Below are 17,973 nucleotides of genomic sequence, written 5' to 3' on the forward strand. Positions count from 1 at the left end.
AACAGTTATATTGTCTTAAATGCGCTGATCAATCTTTTTCTAAGTATGTGATTAACTCCAAATATTCAACGGGATGTTGAGAAAAGAAAGTAGTTCGAACTACACAATTCTAAGGAGACATGAATGAATATCGCGACAAAATTCACGCCAATCAAGATTCCAACAAAAGATGTATCACTTGAAGATAAATATCTCAGTGATGACGGCACAGCCTATATGACAGGTATTCAGGCCATGGTGCGCTTACCTCTTGCGCAAACACGGCGCGATACATTAAATGGTTATCATACTGCTGGTTTTATTTCAGGTTATCGTGGTTCTCCTGTCGGAAATTATGATCATTTTCTTTGGCAAGTTGAAGGCATACTCAAAGACCATCATGTTATTTTTCAACCTGGCGTAAATGAAGATCTTGCTGCTACTGCAATTTGGGGGACTCAACAAGCCAATCTCGCAGGTCAAGGTAAATATGATGGAGTAACGGCTTGGTGGTATGGCAAAGGTCCCGGTGTTGATCGCTCAGGAGATGCGCTACGTCATGCCAATCTTGCAGGAACATCAGAACATGGTGGTGTGGTTGCCTTTTTTGGTGATGACCATTCTTGTAAATCTTCAAGTATTCCACACCAATCAGAACACGTCATGATCGGTTGTGGTATTCCAATTTTTTACCCAACTTCAATACAACACATTCTTGACTTAGGTGTACATGCGGTGGCTATGTCACGCTTTGCAGGTGTATGGACGTCGATGAAATTGGTCAGTGAAATTGTCGAAACCTCCGCTTCTGTGCATGTGGATTTAGATCGTATTGTTCCTGCTTTACCTCAAAATGTGCAAATGCCTAAAGATGGTGTCAATATTCGTTGGCCTGATCACGGCATCCAACAAGAACAACGTCTTTATCAATATCGTTTACCTGCTGTATTGGCCTATGCCCGTGAAAATAAACTCAATCAGGTGACATTGCACTGTTCTAACGCTCGAATTGGTATTGCAGCAAGTGGAAAAGGTTATTTAGATACGATTGAAGCCTTACGCATTCTTGGAATTGAAGGTGAAATAGCCCAACAACTCGGACTGAGAGTATATCAAGTTGCTTTAATTTGGCCTCTAGAACCACAAGGTCTGCGTGAATTTGCCGAAGGGTTAGAAGAACTGATCGTTATAGAAGAGAAACGTCCGATTATTGAAGCGCAAATTAAAGATGAGCTCTATGCACTTCCAGATGACAAACGCCCTCGTATCATTGGTAAAGCAACTGATGGCAAAGGTGAATGGAGTACATCGATTGATGAAGCACCTTTGATTGGTCACTATGAGTTCCAACCCGAACCAATTGCAAAGATGTTGGCAGCTCGGTTCTTGAAATTAGACATTCCAGAAAGCTTAAAAACACAAATTCAAAATAGACTTGAACGGTTAGAAAATGCTGAACAAATATCACAGCGTGTGACTGATATCGTAGAACGCAAACCTTTCTTTTGTAGCGGTTGCCCGCATAACTCCTCAACAACATTACCCGAAGGCAGTCGTGCATTAGGTGGAATCGGCTGTCACTTTATTGCTGTATTACAGAATCATGGAACAGAAACATTCTCGCAAATGGGCGGCGAAGGCGTAAGTTGGGCTGGCGCTTCCCATTTCACTAATGAAAAACATATTTTTGCCAATCTAGGCGATGGAACCTATTTCCATTCAGGTTATCTTGCCATACGCCAAGCAATCGCAGCCAAACTCACTATAACCTACAAAATTCTCTATAACGATGCAGTGGCAATGACGGGTGGACAGCATGTCGATGGTCATCTGAGCGTAGCACAGTTAACTCGACAACTGGATGCAGAAGGAATCACAAAACAAGTCATTGTTACAGATGAACCTGAGTTGATTCATGCCGAAGAAGGTATTGCTGCTCACGTCGAGATTTACCACAGAAATGAGCTCGATGATGTGCAACGCAAATTACGAGAGATTTCTGGCGTTACAGCGTTAATTTATGTGCAAACTTGTGCCAGTGAGAAACGTCGTCGCCGTAAACGTAATGCCTATCCTGATATTGCAGAACGGGTTTTTATCAATAGTGAAATTTGTGAGGGTTGCGGTGACTGTTCTAAACAATCGAATTGTTTGTCTATTGAACCAGTTGAAACAGCATTAGGAACCAAACGTCAAATTAATCAAAGTAGTTGTAACAAAGATTTCTCTTGTGTCGAAGGTTTCTGTCCAAGTTTTGTCACCGTACATACCCGCGATATGAAACGCCCAGAAATATTCAAAGGTATACAAGATGGCTGGCCAGAAAAGCCAATCCTTCCTGAACTGGATCAACATCCTATCCGCATCATGGTCGGTGGTGTTGGTGGTACAGGTGTGGTGACAGCAGGCGCTTTATTGGGAATGGCTGCACATTTGGAGGGTAAAGCGGCACGTATTATGGATATGGCAGGACTTGCTCAAAAAGGTGGTACGGTTTATTCCTATATACAACTTGCTATAGAAGATGAACAAATCTCCGCAACCAAAATTCCTGCGGGTCAATGTGATGTTTTAATTGGTGCAGATGCCATAGTTGCAGGCAGTAATGCAGCACTTTCACGTTTAAAAGCTGATGCTGTTGTCATTGTGAATGAAGATGGTTCCCCTACTTCTGATTTCCTTGAGTCTCGCGATTGGTATGCGCCAATTACAGATTTGATTCATCAACTTCGTGGTCGGACGACACAAGGCAAACTTATATCTTTACCTGTAACACGTATTGCCACACAAGTGTTGGGTGATGCGATCTTTGCAAATCAAATCTTACTTGGCATGGCTTGGCAAGCAGGTCAGATTCCGTTGAAACGTGAAAGTATTGAGAAAGCAATCCATCTAAATGCTACGGCGACTGAAAAAAATCTTGAAGCTTTCCGCATCGGTTGTCATCTGAAGAGCGACCCTGACTTAGCCAAACGCATTATTGCAACCATACCAACGACGCGTAAACCAACCACGTTGGCTGAACTCATTGAAGATCGTTCTGCGCGTTTGGTCGAGTATTGGAATCAAGACTATGCAACACAATATCGAACACTTGCGGAACAAACTGCCAAAGTATTGCCTGAAGAACTCGCTGAAACGATTGCGACACAGCTCTATCGAGTCATGGCGTATAAAGATGAATACGAAGTCGCACGCTTACTTACAGGGAAAAGCTTTAAACAATCACTTGAAACTCAGTTTGGTCAAGGTGTACATTTAACCTATCACTTAGCACCGCCCGCTTTGGGCTTTCATGGCAACATACGCAAACGTGCTTTCGGATATTGGATGCGTATTCCGATGATGATTCTTGCTCGCCTACAGTGGCTCAGAGAAACTTTTCTTGATCCATTTGCTTTACAGCAAGAACGTCAAAAAGAACATGCGTGGCGTGATCGTTATATCGCATTTGTGAAAGCCATTAATTCTGCACCTGAAAGCTATGACTTATCTGTTGCTGAGCAAATCGCTCAATTACCCGCAGATGTACGTGGTTTTGGTCATGTTAAAATGCAAGCGATGGATGCAGCGATACAACGTTGGGATGAGCTTTCAGTGAGTCTTCGTAAAGAACATCAATAGGTTTATATTAGTAGCTGTTACAGGATTAAACTGAGGTTGTGTTGATCTTGTTCAGCTACTTGATTTTATATATCACTGATTTTTTACTCACGAGTCTTAAATTTGAGACTAGAGTCCACCATTAGAAAGCGTGGACTCTTTTATTTATTATTTTTTATTGCTTGGAACTTTAACGTTTGTAAAGACTTCACGCTGTGAGGTCGGATCATAACTATTCTGTGAAACTTGTAAACGAGGTCCACTGGTAATTTCAGGTGGCCGAGAATCTGTGACTGGTTTTGATGAAGAAGTAGGTTTGCTCTTATCACTCATAAATATATCCAATTAATAGCCAACAACAAGCATATTGATAACATAAATGACCAACTTCCAAAAGCAATTTCTTTATATGCAATATTGATTAATCTAATTTTATTATCATTTACATCGTTGTAAAGTAATATTCCTTCTCTGTATAAATTAACTTGAAAACAGTAAATACTCTCTAAATTTTCATGAGTATGAAAAAACTCTACTACTTCCCTATCGGCTGGCATTTTAGGAATAGTCATCATTTTGAGGCTACGAAAAATAAATGACCAAGAACTACAAAAGCACAAAAACGAACAAATGATACTAAGTGAAAGGCTGAGTAGTAGAAGCTGATTGATTTCAGGTATTTTTGATAAAACAAATGTAAATCCAAAAATATACAAAGGAATAAATATATTCAAAAAAGTTAAATATTTTGATGACTTATCTTCAAGTTTAAAATATTGCCCTTTTGCATCTTCAAATTGTAACTTAAAGTATTCGTATAAAACTTTATATTTTTCTCTAGCTTTACTTACATCAACATCGTGATTAATGGTCATTCTGAAACCGCATAACTTCAAATTATGTTAAATAAAATATATCAAACAGCACCCTGCATTTTTACATACAGCAACTAATCGTTGATGTTGCACTTGACTTTTCGGTAATAGGCTATCTCACCGTCAACGGTATTTCAAGTAACATAATATACGCTTTGAAAAATCTATTTATGCCCTGCATCATTAATCATTTCTATTATCAAACTAAACATATAATATTACATATGCTTTAATACTTACATCTGCTATGAAAAATTCGTTTTCTAACACTTCTCAAATTGAAGTTGTTTCCTCTTTCTCTGAACTTGTAAATTCCAAATTTCAAGGAGAGATGAACGCACTTTGTTGGCATAGAAATTTAGTTGGGGATTTTAAAGAAATCGTGGCTAAACTTGAGTTAAAAGAGAATATTACCGAAGTTTCTATTGAAGATCTTTTAGCGTTACAACTCTCAGAAAAAGGGAGTCTCGCAAGAGAAATCATTTTAAATGATATACAACGATTAACAGATTTTGGCGCATCCCCTACACTAAATTTACTGAAATGTTATGAACGGGATGACGAACTAGATTTTATTTCCACAGATGTATATTCGTTTCATGTTGATCGCTCACCGATTGAAACAGATACTTTCCTCTGCACTTATCACGGCGCTGCAAGTGATATTGTGCCTAATAATCAGGTCGAACAAAAAATTTTGATTCCAGAAATAAGAGAAAAGCTTAAAAAATTACATGATGGCCCTGAAGCTGAATTTGAAACTTTTCTAGAAGAATATTTTTTTGATCTGCATTATCAGCCTAAACCGAATGCAAAACCTGTGAATTTAGGCTTAGGCCATCTTTGGCGTTTGGCGGTAGATCATCCTATGCAAAAAGTCTTGCCTTGTGTACATAGAGCACCCGTTGAAAAAGATGGTGAATATAGATTACTGTTGATTTGTTAAAAATTTATACAAGATAATGAAGCTGATTTAAGCGACCTCTACCTCGCCTACTTGATGATAAGCACGATTAAAATACGCAAGCCCATGTTCATGTTCACCTTGTTGAATCGCCACCGTACGACAAATAAAAATCGTATGTGTTCCAACTTCTTGAATTTGTTCAATCTCGCAATCAAAACTCACCAAAGCATCATTTAAAACAGGTGCGCCAGTGACTAATTCTGTCCACGTGCCATGTTTAAAACGTTCTTCTGAACTCATTTTCGATGCAAATATATTCGAAATACGCTGATGATCTGCACTCAAAACATTTACAGTTAAAATTTTATTTTCTACAAAATGCATATGTGATCGAGATGTTTTATTCATACAGACCAATAATGTCGGAGGTGTGTCCGTCACACTACACACCGCAGATGCAGTAAATCCATGACGACCAGATGCCCCTGCCGTGGTCACCACATTAACTGCACTGGTCAATAAAGACATTGCATTTCTAAAGTCTGTTGCTTCAATCATCATCTTATTCCTAAATTGAACCATCACTTTTAGACTTTGTGCTAACAGCAGTGTTATGCACATCATCTAAAAGTTTTAATTGAACGGACACATGTTTTAAATGGACTATATGCTACCCATTTCATCTTTAATAGGTAGCCATTTACATCACGCTATCAGTGAATATTCAGTCGAAAGTTCTTTCCGGATGATCTCAGCACCTGCATTCAAAGCACTGAGCTTACCTCTTGCGACTTCACGAGCCAAAGGTGCCATACCGCAATTGGTAGAAGGATAAAGCTTATCGGCATCGACAAACTGAAGTGCTTTGCGTAGTGTATCTGCGACTTGTTCAGGTGTTTCAATGGTAGTGGTTGCGACATCAATCGCACCCACCATAACTTTTTTGCCACGAATCAGTTCGATCAGATCCATTGGCACATGAGAGTTTTGGCATTCGAGTGAAATGATATCGATTTTAGACTTTTGAAGTTTAGGAAATGCTTCTTCATATTGACGCCATTCTGAACCTAAAGTCTTTTTCCAATCTGTATTGGCTTTGATACCATAGCCATAACAAATATGAACCGCTGTTTCGCATTTCAGACCTTCAAGCGCCCGCTCTAAAGTTGCCACACCCCAATCATTTACTTCATCAAAAAACACATTAAATGCAGGCTCATCGAACTGAATGATATCAACGCCAGCAGCTTCGAGTTCTAAGGCTTCTTGGTTCAAGATTTTGGCAAATTCCCACGCCAGTTTTTCACGGCTTTTGTAGTGACCATCATACAGTGTATCAATCATGGTCATTGGGCCAGGCAATGCCCATTTAATTGGTTGGGTCGTTTGGCTGCGTAAAAATTTAGCGTCTTCCACAAATACTGGCTTTTGACGAGAAACTGCCCCCACTACTGATGGCACACTGGCATCATAACGGTTACGGATGCGAACCGTTTCGCGCTTATGGAAATCCACACCATCAAGATGTTCAATAAAGGTCGTAACAAAGTGTTGGCGAGTCTGTTCACCATCGCTGACAATATCAATGCCAGCATGTAGCTGTTCTTGCAATGACAGACGTAAAGCATCTTGTTTCGCTTCGATTAACGCTTCACCTTCGAGTTTCCAAGGTGACCAAAGCTTTTCAGGTTCTGCAAGCCAAGAAGGTTTAGGTAAACTGCCCGCAGTTGATGTTGGTAATAAAATGGCCATTTTAAATCTTCTATCTCTATGTTCTATTTCAAATCAATTAAACAGCATTACTATTTACAGTGTAATTTGTAGCCCATTGTTCAAGGATGTCTTGATAAGGCTTGATAAAGTTTTCTTCCGTCCATTTACCTTGTTTTACGGCCAATTGACCACGTTCAACACGGTCATAAACGATTCGTGTTAATGAATAATCTGGATATTCAAGACTTGCTTGATACACTTGTGCTGCTGATGAATTTGCATTGTAAATTTCAGGACGATAAATTTTTTGGAATGTTTCCATGGTGCTAATCGCGCTAATAAGCTCAAAGTCGCTGTAATCACGCAATAAATCACCTGAAAAATAGAATGCTAAAGGTGCTACGCTACCTTTCGGCATAAAAAAGCGAACCTGTAAGCCCATTTTATGAAAATACTCGTCGGTACGTGAGTATTCATCTTGTTGATATTCCACACCTAAAATAGGGTGTTCATTGGCAGTACGATGATATTTCTTCGCGGTTGAAACACTCAAACAAATCACAGGTTGTTGATTAAACGCTGCTTTAAAGGTCTCTGAATTCACAAGGTATTGATAAAGCTTTCCATGTAAATCGCCAAAACCTTCAGGTGCATACGACGTCGAATTGTCTTTATTGTGTTCTTTTAATACCACACTGAAATCGTAGTCACGTACATAAGATGAGAAGCTATTACCAATCATGCCATCGATACGTTGATTGGTATGATGATCGGTAATGGTACTTTTCAGCATTTCAATAATCGGGAAAGCTTGACCATTACCTTCAACATCTAAATTTGCAGAAATAATATCGATTTCAAGTGAATAGCGATCACCTTTTGGGTTATCTGTTTGTGCTAAAGCATTGAAACGATTATTGATCATTCGTAGCGTATTGCGTAGGTTCTGCTCACGGCTTTCACCACGTGCTAAATTGGCAAAATTAGTTGTTAGGCGTGTGTTATCTGCTGGTTGATAGTTTTCATCAAAACGAATGCGTTTAATTGAACATGCAAACTCTGTACTCATGGCGATCTCTACCCTATTTTCTGCAATAAAACCTGAATTTCTTTATGTGGTAATTTATACCTGAATCATTACATGAATAAAAATGATTTTATCTAACTCAAAGATGAGTGAAATTCATGTATGAATTTTTTGTTATGTTGATAAACAATCAAAGTAAGAAAAAATATTACAGTATTTATCCGCTATTAATTTAGATGATCTAATTTTAAATATCTAAAAATAAACAATTATTTTAAATTTTATTCAACATCAAAAAAAGTATCAAAAATGTATTTCTAAGGTTGCATTACAGATTAAAAATGAAATAAAAATCAGCATAAACTGCATCACGTTCCTGTATTTAAAGTGAATGAGATGCTTAATATATCGCCTAGAAAGGCTTGTATAGCAAATTTCTATGTAGAAATAATAGCTTCTATTGGATTGGTATCACGAATATTATTTAATAGTGAAAATATCTCATGTTGTTACTATAAAGCACGAATATATTCATTTTTTTTGACAATTTGTTGAAATATTAGAGGTTTAGATTTAAAAGTATATGAATCAGTTGAATGAAGCTGAGCTGAGTATTCTATAAAATAATTTTTTAAATGAAAATCAAAAACTTGTCTTCGTCGTGATTCAATTGTATAAATCATCTATTTCGGCGTGGAAAATAATAAAAAAGCACTTTCATTTATAAAGTACTGATAGTCAATACAAAATATAAAAGCGCTTTTTTAAATAATTTATCGATAATATGGCTTTATTTGATCACAATGAATATTTACCTTAGAAATCCATCGTCCACGACAATTGTGCTGTACGTGGTGTACCAAGAAATAAATAATCGTCGCCAAAGTAGCTGCCTACATCACGCCAATATTTCTTATTGAACACATTATCAACGTTAAAGCGAAGCGTATTGTCATAACCATAAGCACGAAAATGATAAGCAGCCCCTGCATCAAACACACTATAGCCTGATACTTGAGCTGTGCCTGATTTATTGGCATTTTTACTACTGCTATATTGCATGCCTGCCAATAAACGCAGCCCTTCTACTTGTGGCACGTGGTAAGACAAATGACTCGCAAAACGCACTTTAGGCACATTTTGAGTTTGATGTCCTCCATATTCATCTACTTGTAGATCTTTTAAACGTGAACGAATCAAGGCCAAACTTGAGCTGACATCTAGATTCTGGGTTAATTTCCCTTGCAAACCAAGTTCTAAGCCGAAGTTATGTTGTTCACCTTCAGTCAAGAAATAATTGTCAGCGTTGGTATACTGATGATCTTGTTTCAAATCAAACAACGCTGCTGTAAACAATAGCCCTTGCCATTGTTGTTTAACACCTAGCTCATATTGCGTCGAATGTATCGGTGCTAAAGTTGCGTAAGCATTGCCTTCGATGCCTTTATCTGGATTGCCATAGGCAAACCACGGTGCTTGACCACCATCACTCAAACCTTTTGCATAAGAAACATAGAGATGCGTCTGTTCCCAAGGTTTATACATCACTGCAAACTGTGGTAAGAAGCGATTAAAATTTGTATCTCGAATGCTGTTTGCATTTTCATCATAGGCATTTTCATTTAAATGCAATAACTTACCGCCTACCACAGTAGACCAAGCATTATTAAAATCAATTTGGTCGAGTAAGTTTAAAGCGGTTTGTTGGCTATCCAATGATTTGTAATGATTGCCTAAAGTTTGCTCTACAGGTGTGTAAGTGATTGGGTCATTTTCAATATTTCCAGTTCCAATCAGTTGATTAATCGCAACATATTGAGCATGGCGTTTATAAGCATGTGATAGCTCTAAACTCAGATGATGTCGCCATGTCCCTGTGTTGAATTGACCATTTAAACTGCTTTTAAATTGGTTGGTGAGATAGCTGTCATCTGGACTGCGGAAATCATAAATATCGTAGTTACCATTTTGGTCAAAAGTATTACCTAATCCCGAAGTTTGGCAGACACTGCTATAACATCCCCATGCAAAAGCTGAATAATCATCTACAATTACACGACTTTGCGAAGCGGTCAGATGGGTCGTCCAATTGTCATTGATTTGGTAAATATATTTTAAGCTGGCATTTAAACTTTGATTAGTAACTGGTTTACTCCAGCTTTGGTAGCCAAGCAAACGATCCCACTCAACGCCAGTAGGCACAGTTTTACCATCAAGTAACTGATAACCGGGTACTGAACGTTGTTGTTGACGTTGTGATTCAATATCAAATTCTAATTTTGAACGATCTGAAATTTTCCAGTCTAGTGCTAAAGAACCAAATAAACGTTTTCCATCTGCATGCTCAACATACGAGTGAATGTCTTCATAAGCTGCATTCACGCGATAACCAAACTGTTGATCTTTCCCTAGCCAACCACCTAAGTCAGTCGCTAAACGATTGCCACCATGACTATCTACTTCAGCTGTGATAGACGTAATGTCTTTGGGACGTTTGCTTACATAGTTGACCACACCACCCGGCGTTGACATACCACTTTGAATGGCACTAATACCCTTTAAAATTTCAACTTGCTCTTTGTTTTCAAGTGCTACATTTTGCTCACCGCGTAGCAAATTACCGTTCAGTAAATAACTTGATCCTGCATTTAAGCTAAATCCGCGCATGATAAAGTTTGAGTAATAGCCAATAGGTGCATAGCCTTCACCAACTGCTGCATCATTTTTAACAACGTCAGTTAGGGTTTTAGCATGCTGATCTGCTATAAGATCGGCTGTTATTGTGCTGATAGATGCAGGGATTTCAGCCAGATTTTGCTGAGTAAAACCTGATAAATTCACTTTAGTCTGTGAATCAGTGATTGGTGGTTTTTGAGCGGTGACGATGATCGTTGGAAGTTGTTGAGTCACATTTTCAGTTTCAGCATGCACCCATACTGGCGTTAGCCCTAGATATGAAAATGAACCAACCGCCAGTAATGCTTTTTGTAAACGAGAAAATGAAAATGGATACGTTTTCACAGTAGATACCTAACCCCAAAAGATAATCTTACAGCCTGAATTTTGCGGCATGAGTATTCACAATTTTCTTGGATTGGACAAGTATTTCTACAATATATTTAAGCTTTTTTAAAGATAATCTCCATTTAAGCAGCCATGCAGATCATTTAGCGTCATTAATTGAACACAACACATAAATTCAACTTAGCGCATCAACTCAAAATTGACCGAGAAGCATTGCTATAACTTTTAAGTATGAGTCATGTAAGTATGAATCATGGCAATTCACGATACTTTAAAATACGAATCAAAAGTCATAATTCAATTTCTCTACGGATTAAAGCAGAAGAAATGGCCTGAGCTGTAGATTTTGCACCCAGTCGTTTTCTGATATTGCGTAAATGATTTTCAACCGTTCGTGTTGAAATTTTTAGAATATCTGCAATGTCGGAATGCTTATGACCGATTGCAGTCCATTTCAATACCTCTTTTTCTCGCACGGTTAGAAAACCATTGTTTTGAATCGAATGAAGGTCTTTTTTATGTTGAATTTGACGAAATGCTACAGTAGAAACAGCCTGTAAAATCGAGCTGAAATCTGCACTCATATCAACAATTTCACCCGCAAAAGAAATTGCACCCTCTAAGCCTGTACGTCCAAAAATAGGAATTTGAACACCATTCACTTCAGCTAAATCTTTAACATTTTTAATAATACGATAGCTTTCTTTGCTTTTTTCTTTGTTTAATGTTTTCGCCCAAAAGAAGGGTTCATCATATTCAAAAATATGGCGACTAATTGGACAACGCCGTAAATACGTTTCGCGCTCATCAAGATTACTTTGATCGCCCCAATCCCCATAGGTAAAAAAGATTTCGTCAATGAATTCATTTCTATTGTGCGGTGAAACACTACATATAATGATTCGATCAAAATTCAACTTTTCTGCAAATTCCACAATAACATCAAAGATATTATCCAGTTCACAGGCTTGTCTAAGTTGATGCGTTGTTTGAAAGAATAATTCAGCAAATTGATGTTGATTCAGAATTTTCATACCGCTTTTCTCGATTATTTTTGGTCAGTTGACTTTTTGGCTTAGAAAGTAAGCCATTTATAAAATCGCAACAGAACTTAGAAATAATATATAAAATTTCAAATCATATTTCGATTACCAATAAAAAATAGCCACTATGCAAGTGACTATTTTTTTATAAATTTTATCGTATTAAAGTGTTGTATCTGCCAGTAATGTTTCAGCAGCTAATTTACCTAAGTTATGAGACGCTAAAGGACTGTCACCAGTTAAAAGCTTTCTGTCTTTATGAACCTGCCCTGTAATGCCTTTATTGAGAATCTTTACACCTAATTTCTCTAAATTTTCACCCACTAACCATTGTAACTGACCTGGCATATAACCGATTTCAATATTTGGCCCTTTATCAAGGGCATCTGGGAATACACAAAGTTCATAACCTTTAAAAATATAATTTTCAGGTGCTTCATCCACAGCAGCAGCAAGTAAAGAAGCTGGGCCATGACAAAGTGTAATGACATATTTATCGTGGCTTAAAGCCCATTGCAATACTTTTTTAACGCTTTTACTTTCAGGGATTTTTGCAAGTACACCATGACCACCCGGGATAAATACCCCTGCATAAGGTGAGTCTTTGCTCAATGCATTTTCTAAAATATCATCCAGTTTTAATGGATTTTTCAGTTGCTCTGCATATTTTGCATAGGTATCTACAACCACTTTTTCTTCATGTGGCATTGCCCACATTTCAAGCTTAACAGGGTTACCTGACAGGGTTGCAATATCAAATTCAAAACCCGCATTATCCAAATGAAATACAGGAAGCAACATTTCAACTGGGTGATTTCCTGTTGAGAAGAACTTTTCATTTTGCATCAAGATATATCGCTCATCCGTAGCAATCATCAATATTTTTTTATTGCCTTTATATGGATTTGGATACGTCGTACCGTCGTAATCAGTCTTTGAAGACGTATATTGACTTAAAGAATAAGGTGATGGAAAAAAAGCATTATCTTCAGCTATATCAGGTGTAGGTGCTTTACTGAGTTCACTCATTATTATACTCCAGTGATTTTTGTCTCATGATTTTTACTAAATGTATTGAACCACACACAGCAGTATATGCGAGTTAGAGAATTGATTTAAATAAGGGAAAGCCCTTATTTCTACAGATTTATCACTTGAAATGTTGTTTATTGGTTACTTGATATTTTACTGTGATTAAGCACGTGATTATGAGGACAATACTTGTTTGACAATTTTACTTAAGTTTATGTTATTTAAATATTTTTATAAGAAATAAGAATAATCACATTTGAATAATTTCAGTCTATTTTATAATGCGAATCAATAAAACCAGCATCAGCTCATCTATCGTTTTGTCTTTTTCAAAATAAATCAGTCACTTATATACAGCATATAAAGGTTTACATGCTGTATATCGTGATCTACTCTGTTAAATTATGTAAATAAACTATGCATTTACGGCATGCGAAACTAGCTTGCTAAGCTTACAGCTTTAGCACGCGCTGCATGAAGTTTCTTATAACTTTCAATTAAACGTAAATGACGCTCTAAGCCTTCAAGTTGCATATTGGTTTCAGTTAAACCATAGAAACGAATACTACCTTCCATTGAGCCAATCACGGCATCCATACGTTCATCACCAAACATACGACGGAAATTGACTTCATAATCATTCAGATCCAAATCATCGTCTAATTCAACTTCAAGCACCACATTCATACATTGATAGAACAAACCACGTTCAACGGTATTGGTGTTGTATTGTAAGAATGTTTCTACAAGCTCTTTGGCTTCTTCGAACGCTTGCAAAGCAATGTAAATCAATAATTTCAATTCGAGAATGGTCAGTTGTCCCCACACCGTATTGTCATCAAACTCAATGCCAATCAAAGTCACAATATCGGTATAATCATCAACTTCCAGTTCTTCAAGACGTTCAACTAAAGCTTCAAGTTGCTCATCATCTAAACGATGTAAATTTAGAATGTCTTCACGGAATGCCAATGCCTTATTGGTATTGTCCCAAATCAAATCTTCAACTAAATAAATTTCAGAATAATCAGGCACTAAAATACGACAAGCTGTAGCGCCCAAGTGCTGATACACCGCCATGTAAACTTCTTTGCCCATCTCTTCAAGAATAGCAAACATGGTTGCAGCTTCTTCAGCATTGGCATGCTCACCTTCACTGGTGAAATCCCATTCTACAAACGCATAATCGGACTGAGCACTAAAGAAACGCCAAGACACCACACCGCTTGAATCAATAAAATGTTCAACAAAATTATTGGGTTCAGTGACAGCATTGCTACTGAATGTCGGTTTTGGTAAATCGTTTAAACCTTCAAAACTACGACCTTGTAACAATTCCGTTAAGCTACGTTCTAATGCAACTTCTAATTTTGGGTGAGCACCAAATGATGCAAAAACACCACCTGTACGCGGGTTCATTAAGGTGACACACATCACTGGGTATTGACCACCTAAAGAGGCATCTTTAACCAAGACAGGAAAGCCTTGTTCCTCTAAGCCTTTGATCCCCTCAACAATACTTGGGTATTTTGCCAAAACTGCTTCAGGTACATCGGGTAATGTGATCTCACCTTCTAAGATTTCACGTTTTACGGCACGTTCAAAAATTTCAGATAAACACTGAACTTGTGCTTCTGCTAAGGTATTTCCTGCACTCATACCATTACTGAGGTATAAATTTTCAATCAAATTTGATGGAAAATAGACAACTTCACCATCTGACTGACGTACAAAAGGCAATGAACAAATGCCACGCTCAGTATTTCCTGAGTTGGTGTCGTATAAATGTGTACCCAGTAGCTCATCATCAGGGTTATAAATGTCTAAAGTATATTCATCCAAAATTTCTTTTGGTAATTCACCATTTGGACCTGGTTTAAACCACTTTTCATCTGGATAATGTACAAATTCAGCATTTGCAATCTCTTGACCCCAAAACTGATCATTATAGAAAAAGTTACAGTTTAAACGTTCAATAAACTCGCCTAGTGCAGAAGCCAAAGCGCTTTCTTTGGTCGAGCCTTTACCGTTGGTAAAACACATTGGAGATTGAGCATCACGAATGTGTAATGACCACACATTTGGCACAATATTACGCCATGAAGAGATTTCAATCTTCATCCCTAAATTTGCCAAAATACCTGACATATTGGCAATGGTTTCTTCTAGAGGTAAATCTTTACCTGCAATAAAAGTACTACTTTCAGAAGCTAAATTCGGCATGAGTAAAGCTTGGGCATCGGCATCGATACTTTCAACTTCTTCAATAATAAATTCAGGACCCGTTTGAATCACTTTTTTAACGGTACAACGATCAATCGAACGTAAAATACCTTGGCGATCTTTGTCTGAGATATCTGTAGGTAATTCAACCTGAATTTTAAAAATCTGCTTATAACGATTTTCAGGATCTACAATATTGTTTTGTGATAGACGAATATTGTCTGTTGGGATATTTCGCGCAGCACAATACACTTTCACAAAGTAAGCTGCACACAATGCAGATGAAGCGAGGAAATAGTCAAATGGCCCCGGTGCTGAGCCATCACCTTTATAACGGATCGGCTGGTCGGCGATGACCGTAAAATCATCGAACTTGGCTTCTTGGCGAAGATTGTCGAGATAGTTAACTTTGATTTCCATGCTGGCACCTAAGTATTCTTATGTGTAAGCATTAAACACATAAAATTCAAAATATTAATCAATCAGCCGAATCACGGAGCAGAAATTGATTTAAAGTAAATAAAGTCATTCATCAAACAGTAATGATGATGTTGAGAGACTGACTTAATAAAAGATTGGCCGTATTATAGAGTGATTTTGTCCAGTTGATAACTTCTGCGTGTATTTTTGCACAATTCCAATCATTTTCTGATTTTCAATGACGTCTGAATAAGCACTTTCAGAGCTTCATTTGTTTTACAGCTATACAAGTCATTTGCTTTCAATTAGTATTTTTAAAGATGGTTTTTAAAGATGGTTTTTAAATTTGATTAGGAAACACTTATTTCCATGAAAATAGCAGATATAGGCAATCAACCTTGTTCAGTCGCGCGCACCTTGTCGGTGATTGGCGACACTTGGTCAATGATGATTATCCGTAATGCTTTTTTAGGGATTCGTAGATTTGACGATTTTCATAAAAACTTAGGTGTAACTCGCCATGTTTTAACAGCACGATTGAATACTTTAGTTGAAGAAGAAATTTTATATAAAGCGCCGTATACCGAAACACAAAAACGTTTTGAGTATCGTTTAACGCAAAAAGGTTTGGACCTCTACCCTATTTTGATGAGTATTATTCATTGGGGCGATACCTATATGGATAAAGGTCAGGGAGCACCCGTAGATTGTATCCATAAAACATGTGGCCATAAATTCCACCCAGTGATGGTTTGCTCCGAGTGTTCTGAGCCTTTAAACCCTAAACAAGTCAAAGTTGAAATAGGTAAAGGTTTATCTGTTTTTAATGCGGAGAAGGTTAAAGAGGCTTAAAATTGTACACAGACTATGAAAGTTTAATCCTTAAATTTGCATACAAAAAATATTGAATATTAACAACGGTGACAACTGACATTATAGCTTGGATATTAGGTATATCTATTGATTTTTTTCAAATAAATCAACCTCATATAGCTTTTCCATCAAATCAGGTGATTTAGTTATTATGCTTGCGGCTAACTGATGTTTGCATCTGTAATTTGTTTGTCTATTATGTCAATTTAGTTTTTATAAATACAGAAATTGAAACCAAAATTAATAAACATACAACTGAAAAAATAATAGTTTTCACAACGGTTTTATACCAAATACCATGCTCTTTAAATAAATCAACCATAGTATGATCATTTATGTTTGGCGCAAAAGGTAAACGTCCTTTTGAAAAAACTTTTTCTCTTTTTAATATACTTAATTCTCTAAATCTCAAAACTGCAATCATTCCTACCGTCATTTCAATTAAAAAATGATTTGACCAATCTAATTTTTTATAATAATTAGGATCACCAAAAAATAAATTACATATAGAACTTAAATTTTTTTGTACATACTTATAACTTGCAATCATTGAAACAATGTAGTTAACCAAAAAAATTGAGCCAACCAACGCAAATATTATCTTTAACCAATAATAGTTTTCAGCCATCTAAACCCTCATTATTATGTGTTTTTTATTCAAAAATAGTTTACCTCACTTCCATAATAAAAATTCAAAATCAATAAAATAAAAACATGCATCCCAAAAATAAAAATAAAATACCAAAAATTGCTTGCAAACTAATGTATAAATTTAGTTTTTTATACTTATTGACAATATATATTGCCACACTTGTATCTAAATTAGGGAATAGTGGATGCTTCCTATTTTTAAAAAAAACATATTTAGGGTTTTTTTTTGCATACAAAAAATATTGAATATTAACAACAGTGACAACTGACATTATAGCTTGAATATTAGGTATATCTATTGACCTTTTTTCAAAAAAATCAAACCCATATAGCTTTCCCCTCAAATCAGGTGATTTAGTTATTATCCTTGAGGCTAACTGATGAAAAATAGCAAAAAAGATAATACAAATAATAGAACTAAGAACTAAATAATCTTTAACACTCATTAAAATATACTCTTAATTTCTTCATTTTAATATTATAAAATTCTTTACCCCACAATTTTACCACAACTACCTTACTCCCCCTAATACTAAAAAAAATTCTAATTATCCTATAAATTTTACGCACTAAAAAATCCAAAAAATATAGTAAAAAGTACAA

At 36.6% G+C, this 17,973-nt stretch carries 14 protein-coding genes; 3 read left to right on the forward strand and 11 right to left on the reverse strand.

Translation table 11 applies throughout. The annotated features are described in order from the left end of the window. Positions 1 to 123 precede the first annotated feature (123 nt). Entirely contained in the window at positions 124 to 3,603 is a 3,480-nt protein-coding gene (locus D7V20_RS13790; protein WP_120384765.1) for an indolepyruvate ferredoxin oxidoreductase family protein, read from the forward strand. A gap of 147 nt (positions 3,604 to 3,750) precedes the next feature. Here the strand turns inward: D7V20_RS13790 and D7V20_RS19870 are convergent, their stop codons facing one another. Then, positions 3,751 to 3,915 carry a hypothetical protein gene (locus D7V20_RS19870; RefSeq protein ID WP_171407831.1) on the reverse strand — a complete coding sequence of 55 codons (165 nt, stop codon included), beginning with the start codon at positions 3,913 to 3,915 and terminating at the stop codon, positions 3,751 to 3,753. Then, a complete protein-coding gene (locus tag D7V20_RS13795; RefSeq protein WP_120384766.1) occupies positions 3,912 to 4,457 on the reverse strand; it encodes a hypothetical protein in 546 nt (181 codons plus the stop codon). The genes D7V20_RS19870 and D7V20_RS13795 overlap by 4 nt, the downstream gene beginning before the upstream one ends. Before the next feature lie 247 nt (positions 4,458 to 4,704). Here D7V20_RS13795 and D7V20_RS13800 point away from each other — a divergent pair, with 247 nt between their 5' ends. Further along, a complete protein-coding gene (locus tag D7V20_RS13800) occupies positions 4,705 to 5,403 on the forward strand; it encodes a DUF1826 domain-containing protein (protein ID WP_120384767.1) in 699 nt (232 codons plus the stop codon). Between the two features lie 27 nt (positions 5,404 to 5,430). Here D7V20_RS13800 and D7V20_RS13805 read toward each other — a convergent pair whose 3' ends face one another. The 7 genes from D7V20_RS13805 to D7V20_RS13835 form a co-directional block, all read right to left on the reverse strand. Next, a complete protein-coding gene (locus D7V20_RS13805; RefSeq protein ID WP_171407832.1) occupies positions 5,431 to 5,922 on the reverse strand; it encodes a flavin reductase in 492 nt (163 codons plus the stop codon). A 147-nt stretch (positions 5,923 to 6,069) separates the two neighbouring features. Further along, complete coding sequence (locus D7V20_RS13810) at positions 6,070 to 7,116, reverse strand: methionine synthase (protein ID WP_120384769.1); 1,047 nt, start codon at positions 7,114 to 7,116, stop codon at positions 6,070 to 6,072. A 37-nt stretch (positions 7,117 to 7,153) separates the two neighbouring features. Beyond that, positions 7,154 to 8,146 carry a DUF1852 domain-containing protein gene (locus D7V20_RS13815; protein ID WP_120384770.1) on the reverse strand — a complete coding sequence of 331 codons (993 nt, stop codon included), beginning with the start codon at positions 8,144 to 8,146 and terminating at the stop codon, positions 7,154 to 7,156. A gap of 774 nt (positions 8,147 to 8,920) precedes the next feature. Further along, a complete protein-coding gene (locus tag D7V20_RS13820; protein ID WP_120384771.1) occupies positions 8,921 to 11,125 on the reverse strand; it encodes a TonB-dependent siderophore receptor in 2,205 nt (734 codons plus the stop codon). Positions 11,126 to 11,418: 293 nt separating this feature from the next. Further along, on the reverse strand, positions 11,419 to 12,162 hold the full coding sequence (locus tag D7V20_RS13825) for a PA1136 family autoinducer-binding transcriptional regulator (RefSeq protein ID WP_120384772.1): 744 nt from the start codon (positions 12,160 to 12,162) through the stop codon (positions 11,419 to 11,421). Positions 12,163 to 12,333: 171 nt separating this feature from the next. Then, complete coding sequence (hchA, locus tag D7V20_RS13830; protein ID WP_120384773.1) at positions 12,334 to 13,200, reverse strand: glyoxalase III HchA; 867 nt, start codon at positions 13,198 to 13,200, stop codon at positions 12,334 to 12,336. A 441-nt stretch (positions 13,201 to 13,641) separates the two neighbouring features. Continuing rightward, positions 13,642 to 15,846, reverse strand: coding sequence for an OsmC domain/YcaO domain-containing protein (locus tag D7V20_RS13835; RefSeq protein ID WP_120384774.1), 2,205 nt, complete (start codon positions 15,844 to 15,846; stop codon positions 13,642 to 13,644). Positions 15,847 to 16,215: 369 nt separating this feature from the next. Here D7V20_RS13835 and D7V20_RS13840 point away from each other — a divergent pair, with 369 nt between their 5' ends. Beyond that, positions 16,216 to 16,698 carry a winged helix-turn-helix transcriptional regulator gene (locus tag D7V20_RS13840; protein ID WP_120384775.1) on the forward strand — a complete coding sequence of 161 codons (483 nt, stop codon included), beginning with the start codon at positions 16,216 to 16,218 and terminating at the stop codon, positions 16,696 to 16,698. A 217-nt stretch (positions 16,699 to 16,915) separates the two neighbouring features. On the opposite strand, the gene D7V20_RS13845 is transcribed toward D7V20_RS13840, so the two are convergent. Further along, positions 16,916 to 17,347: a hypothetical protein gene (locus tag D7V20_RS13845; protein ID WP_120384776.1), complete on the reverse strand. Its 432-nt coding sequence runs from the start codon at positions 17,345 to 17,347 to the stop codon at positions 16,916 to 16,918. A gap of 70 nt (positions 17,348 to 17,417) precedes the next feature. Continuing rightward, on the reverse strand, positions 17,418 to 17,816 hold the full coding sequence (locus D7V20_RS13850; RefSeq protein ID WP_120384777.1) for a hypothetical protein: 399 nt from the start codon (positions 17,814 to 17,816) through the stop codon (positions 17,418 to 17,420). Positions 17,817 to 17,973 lie beyond the last annotated feature (157 nt).

Source organism: Acinetobacter rongchengensis (assembly GCF_003611475.1).
GTDB classification, from domain to species: domain Bacteria; phylum Pseudomonadota; class Gammaproteobacteria; order Pseudomonadales; family Moraxellaceae; genus Acinetobacter; species Acinetobacter rongchengensis.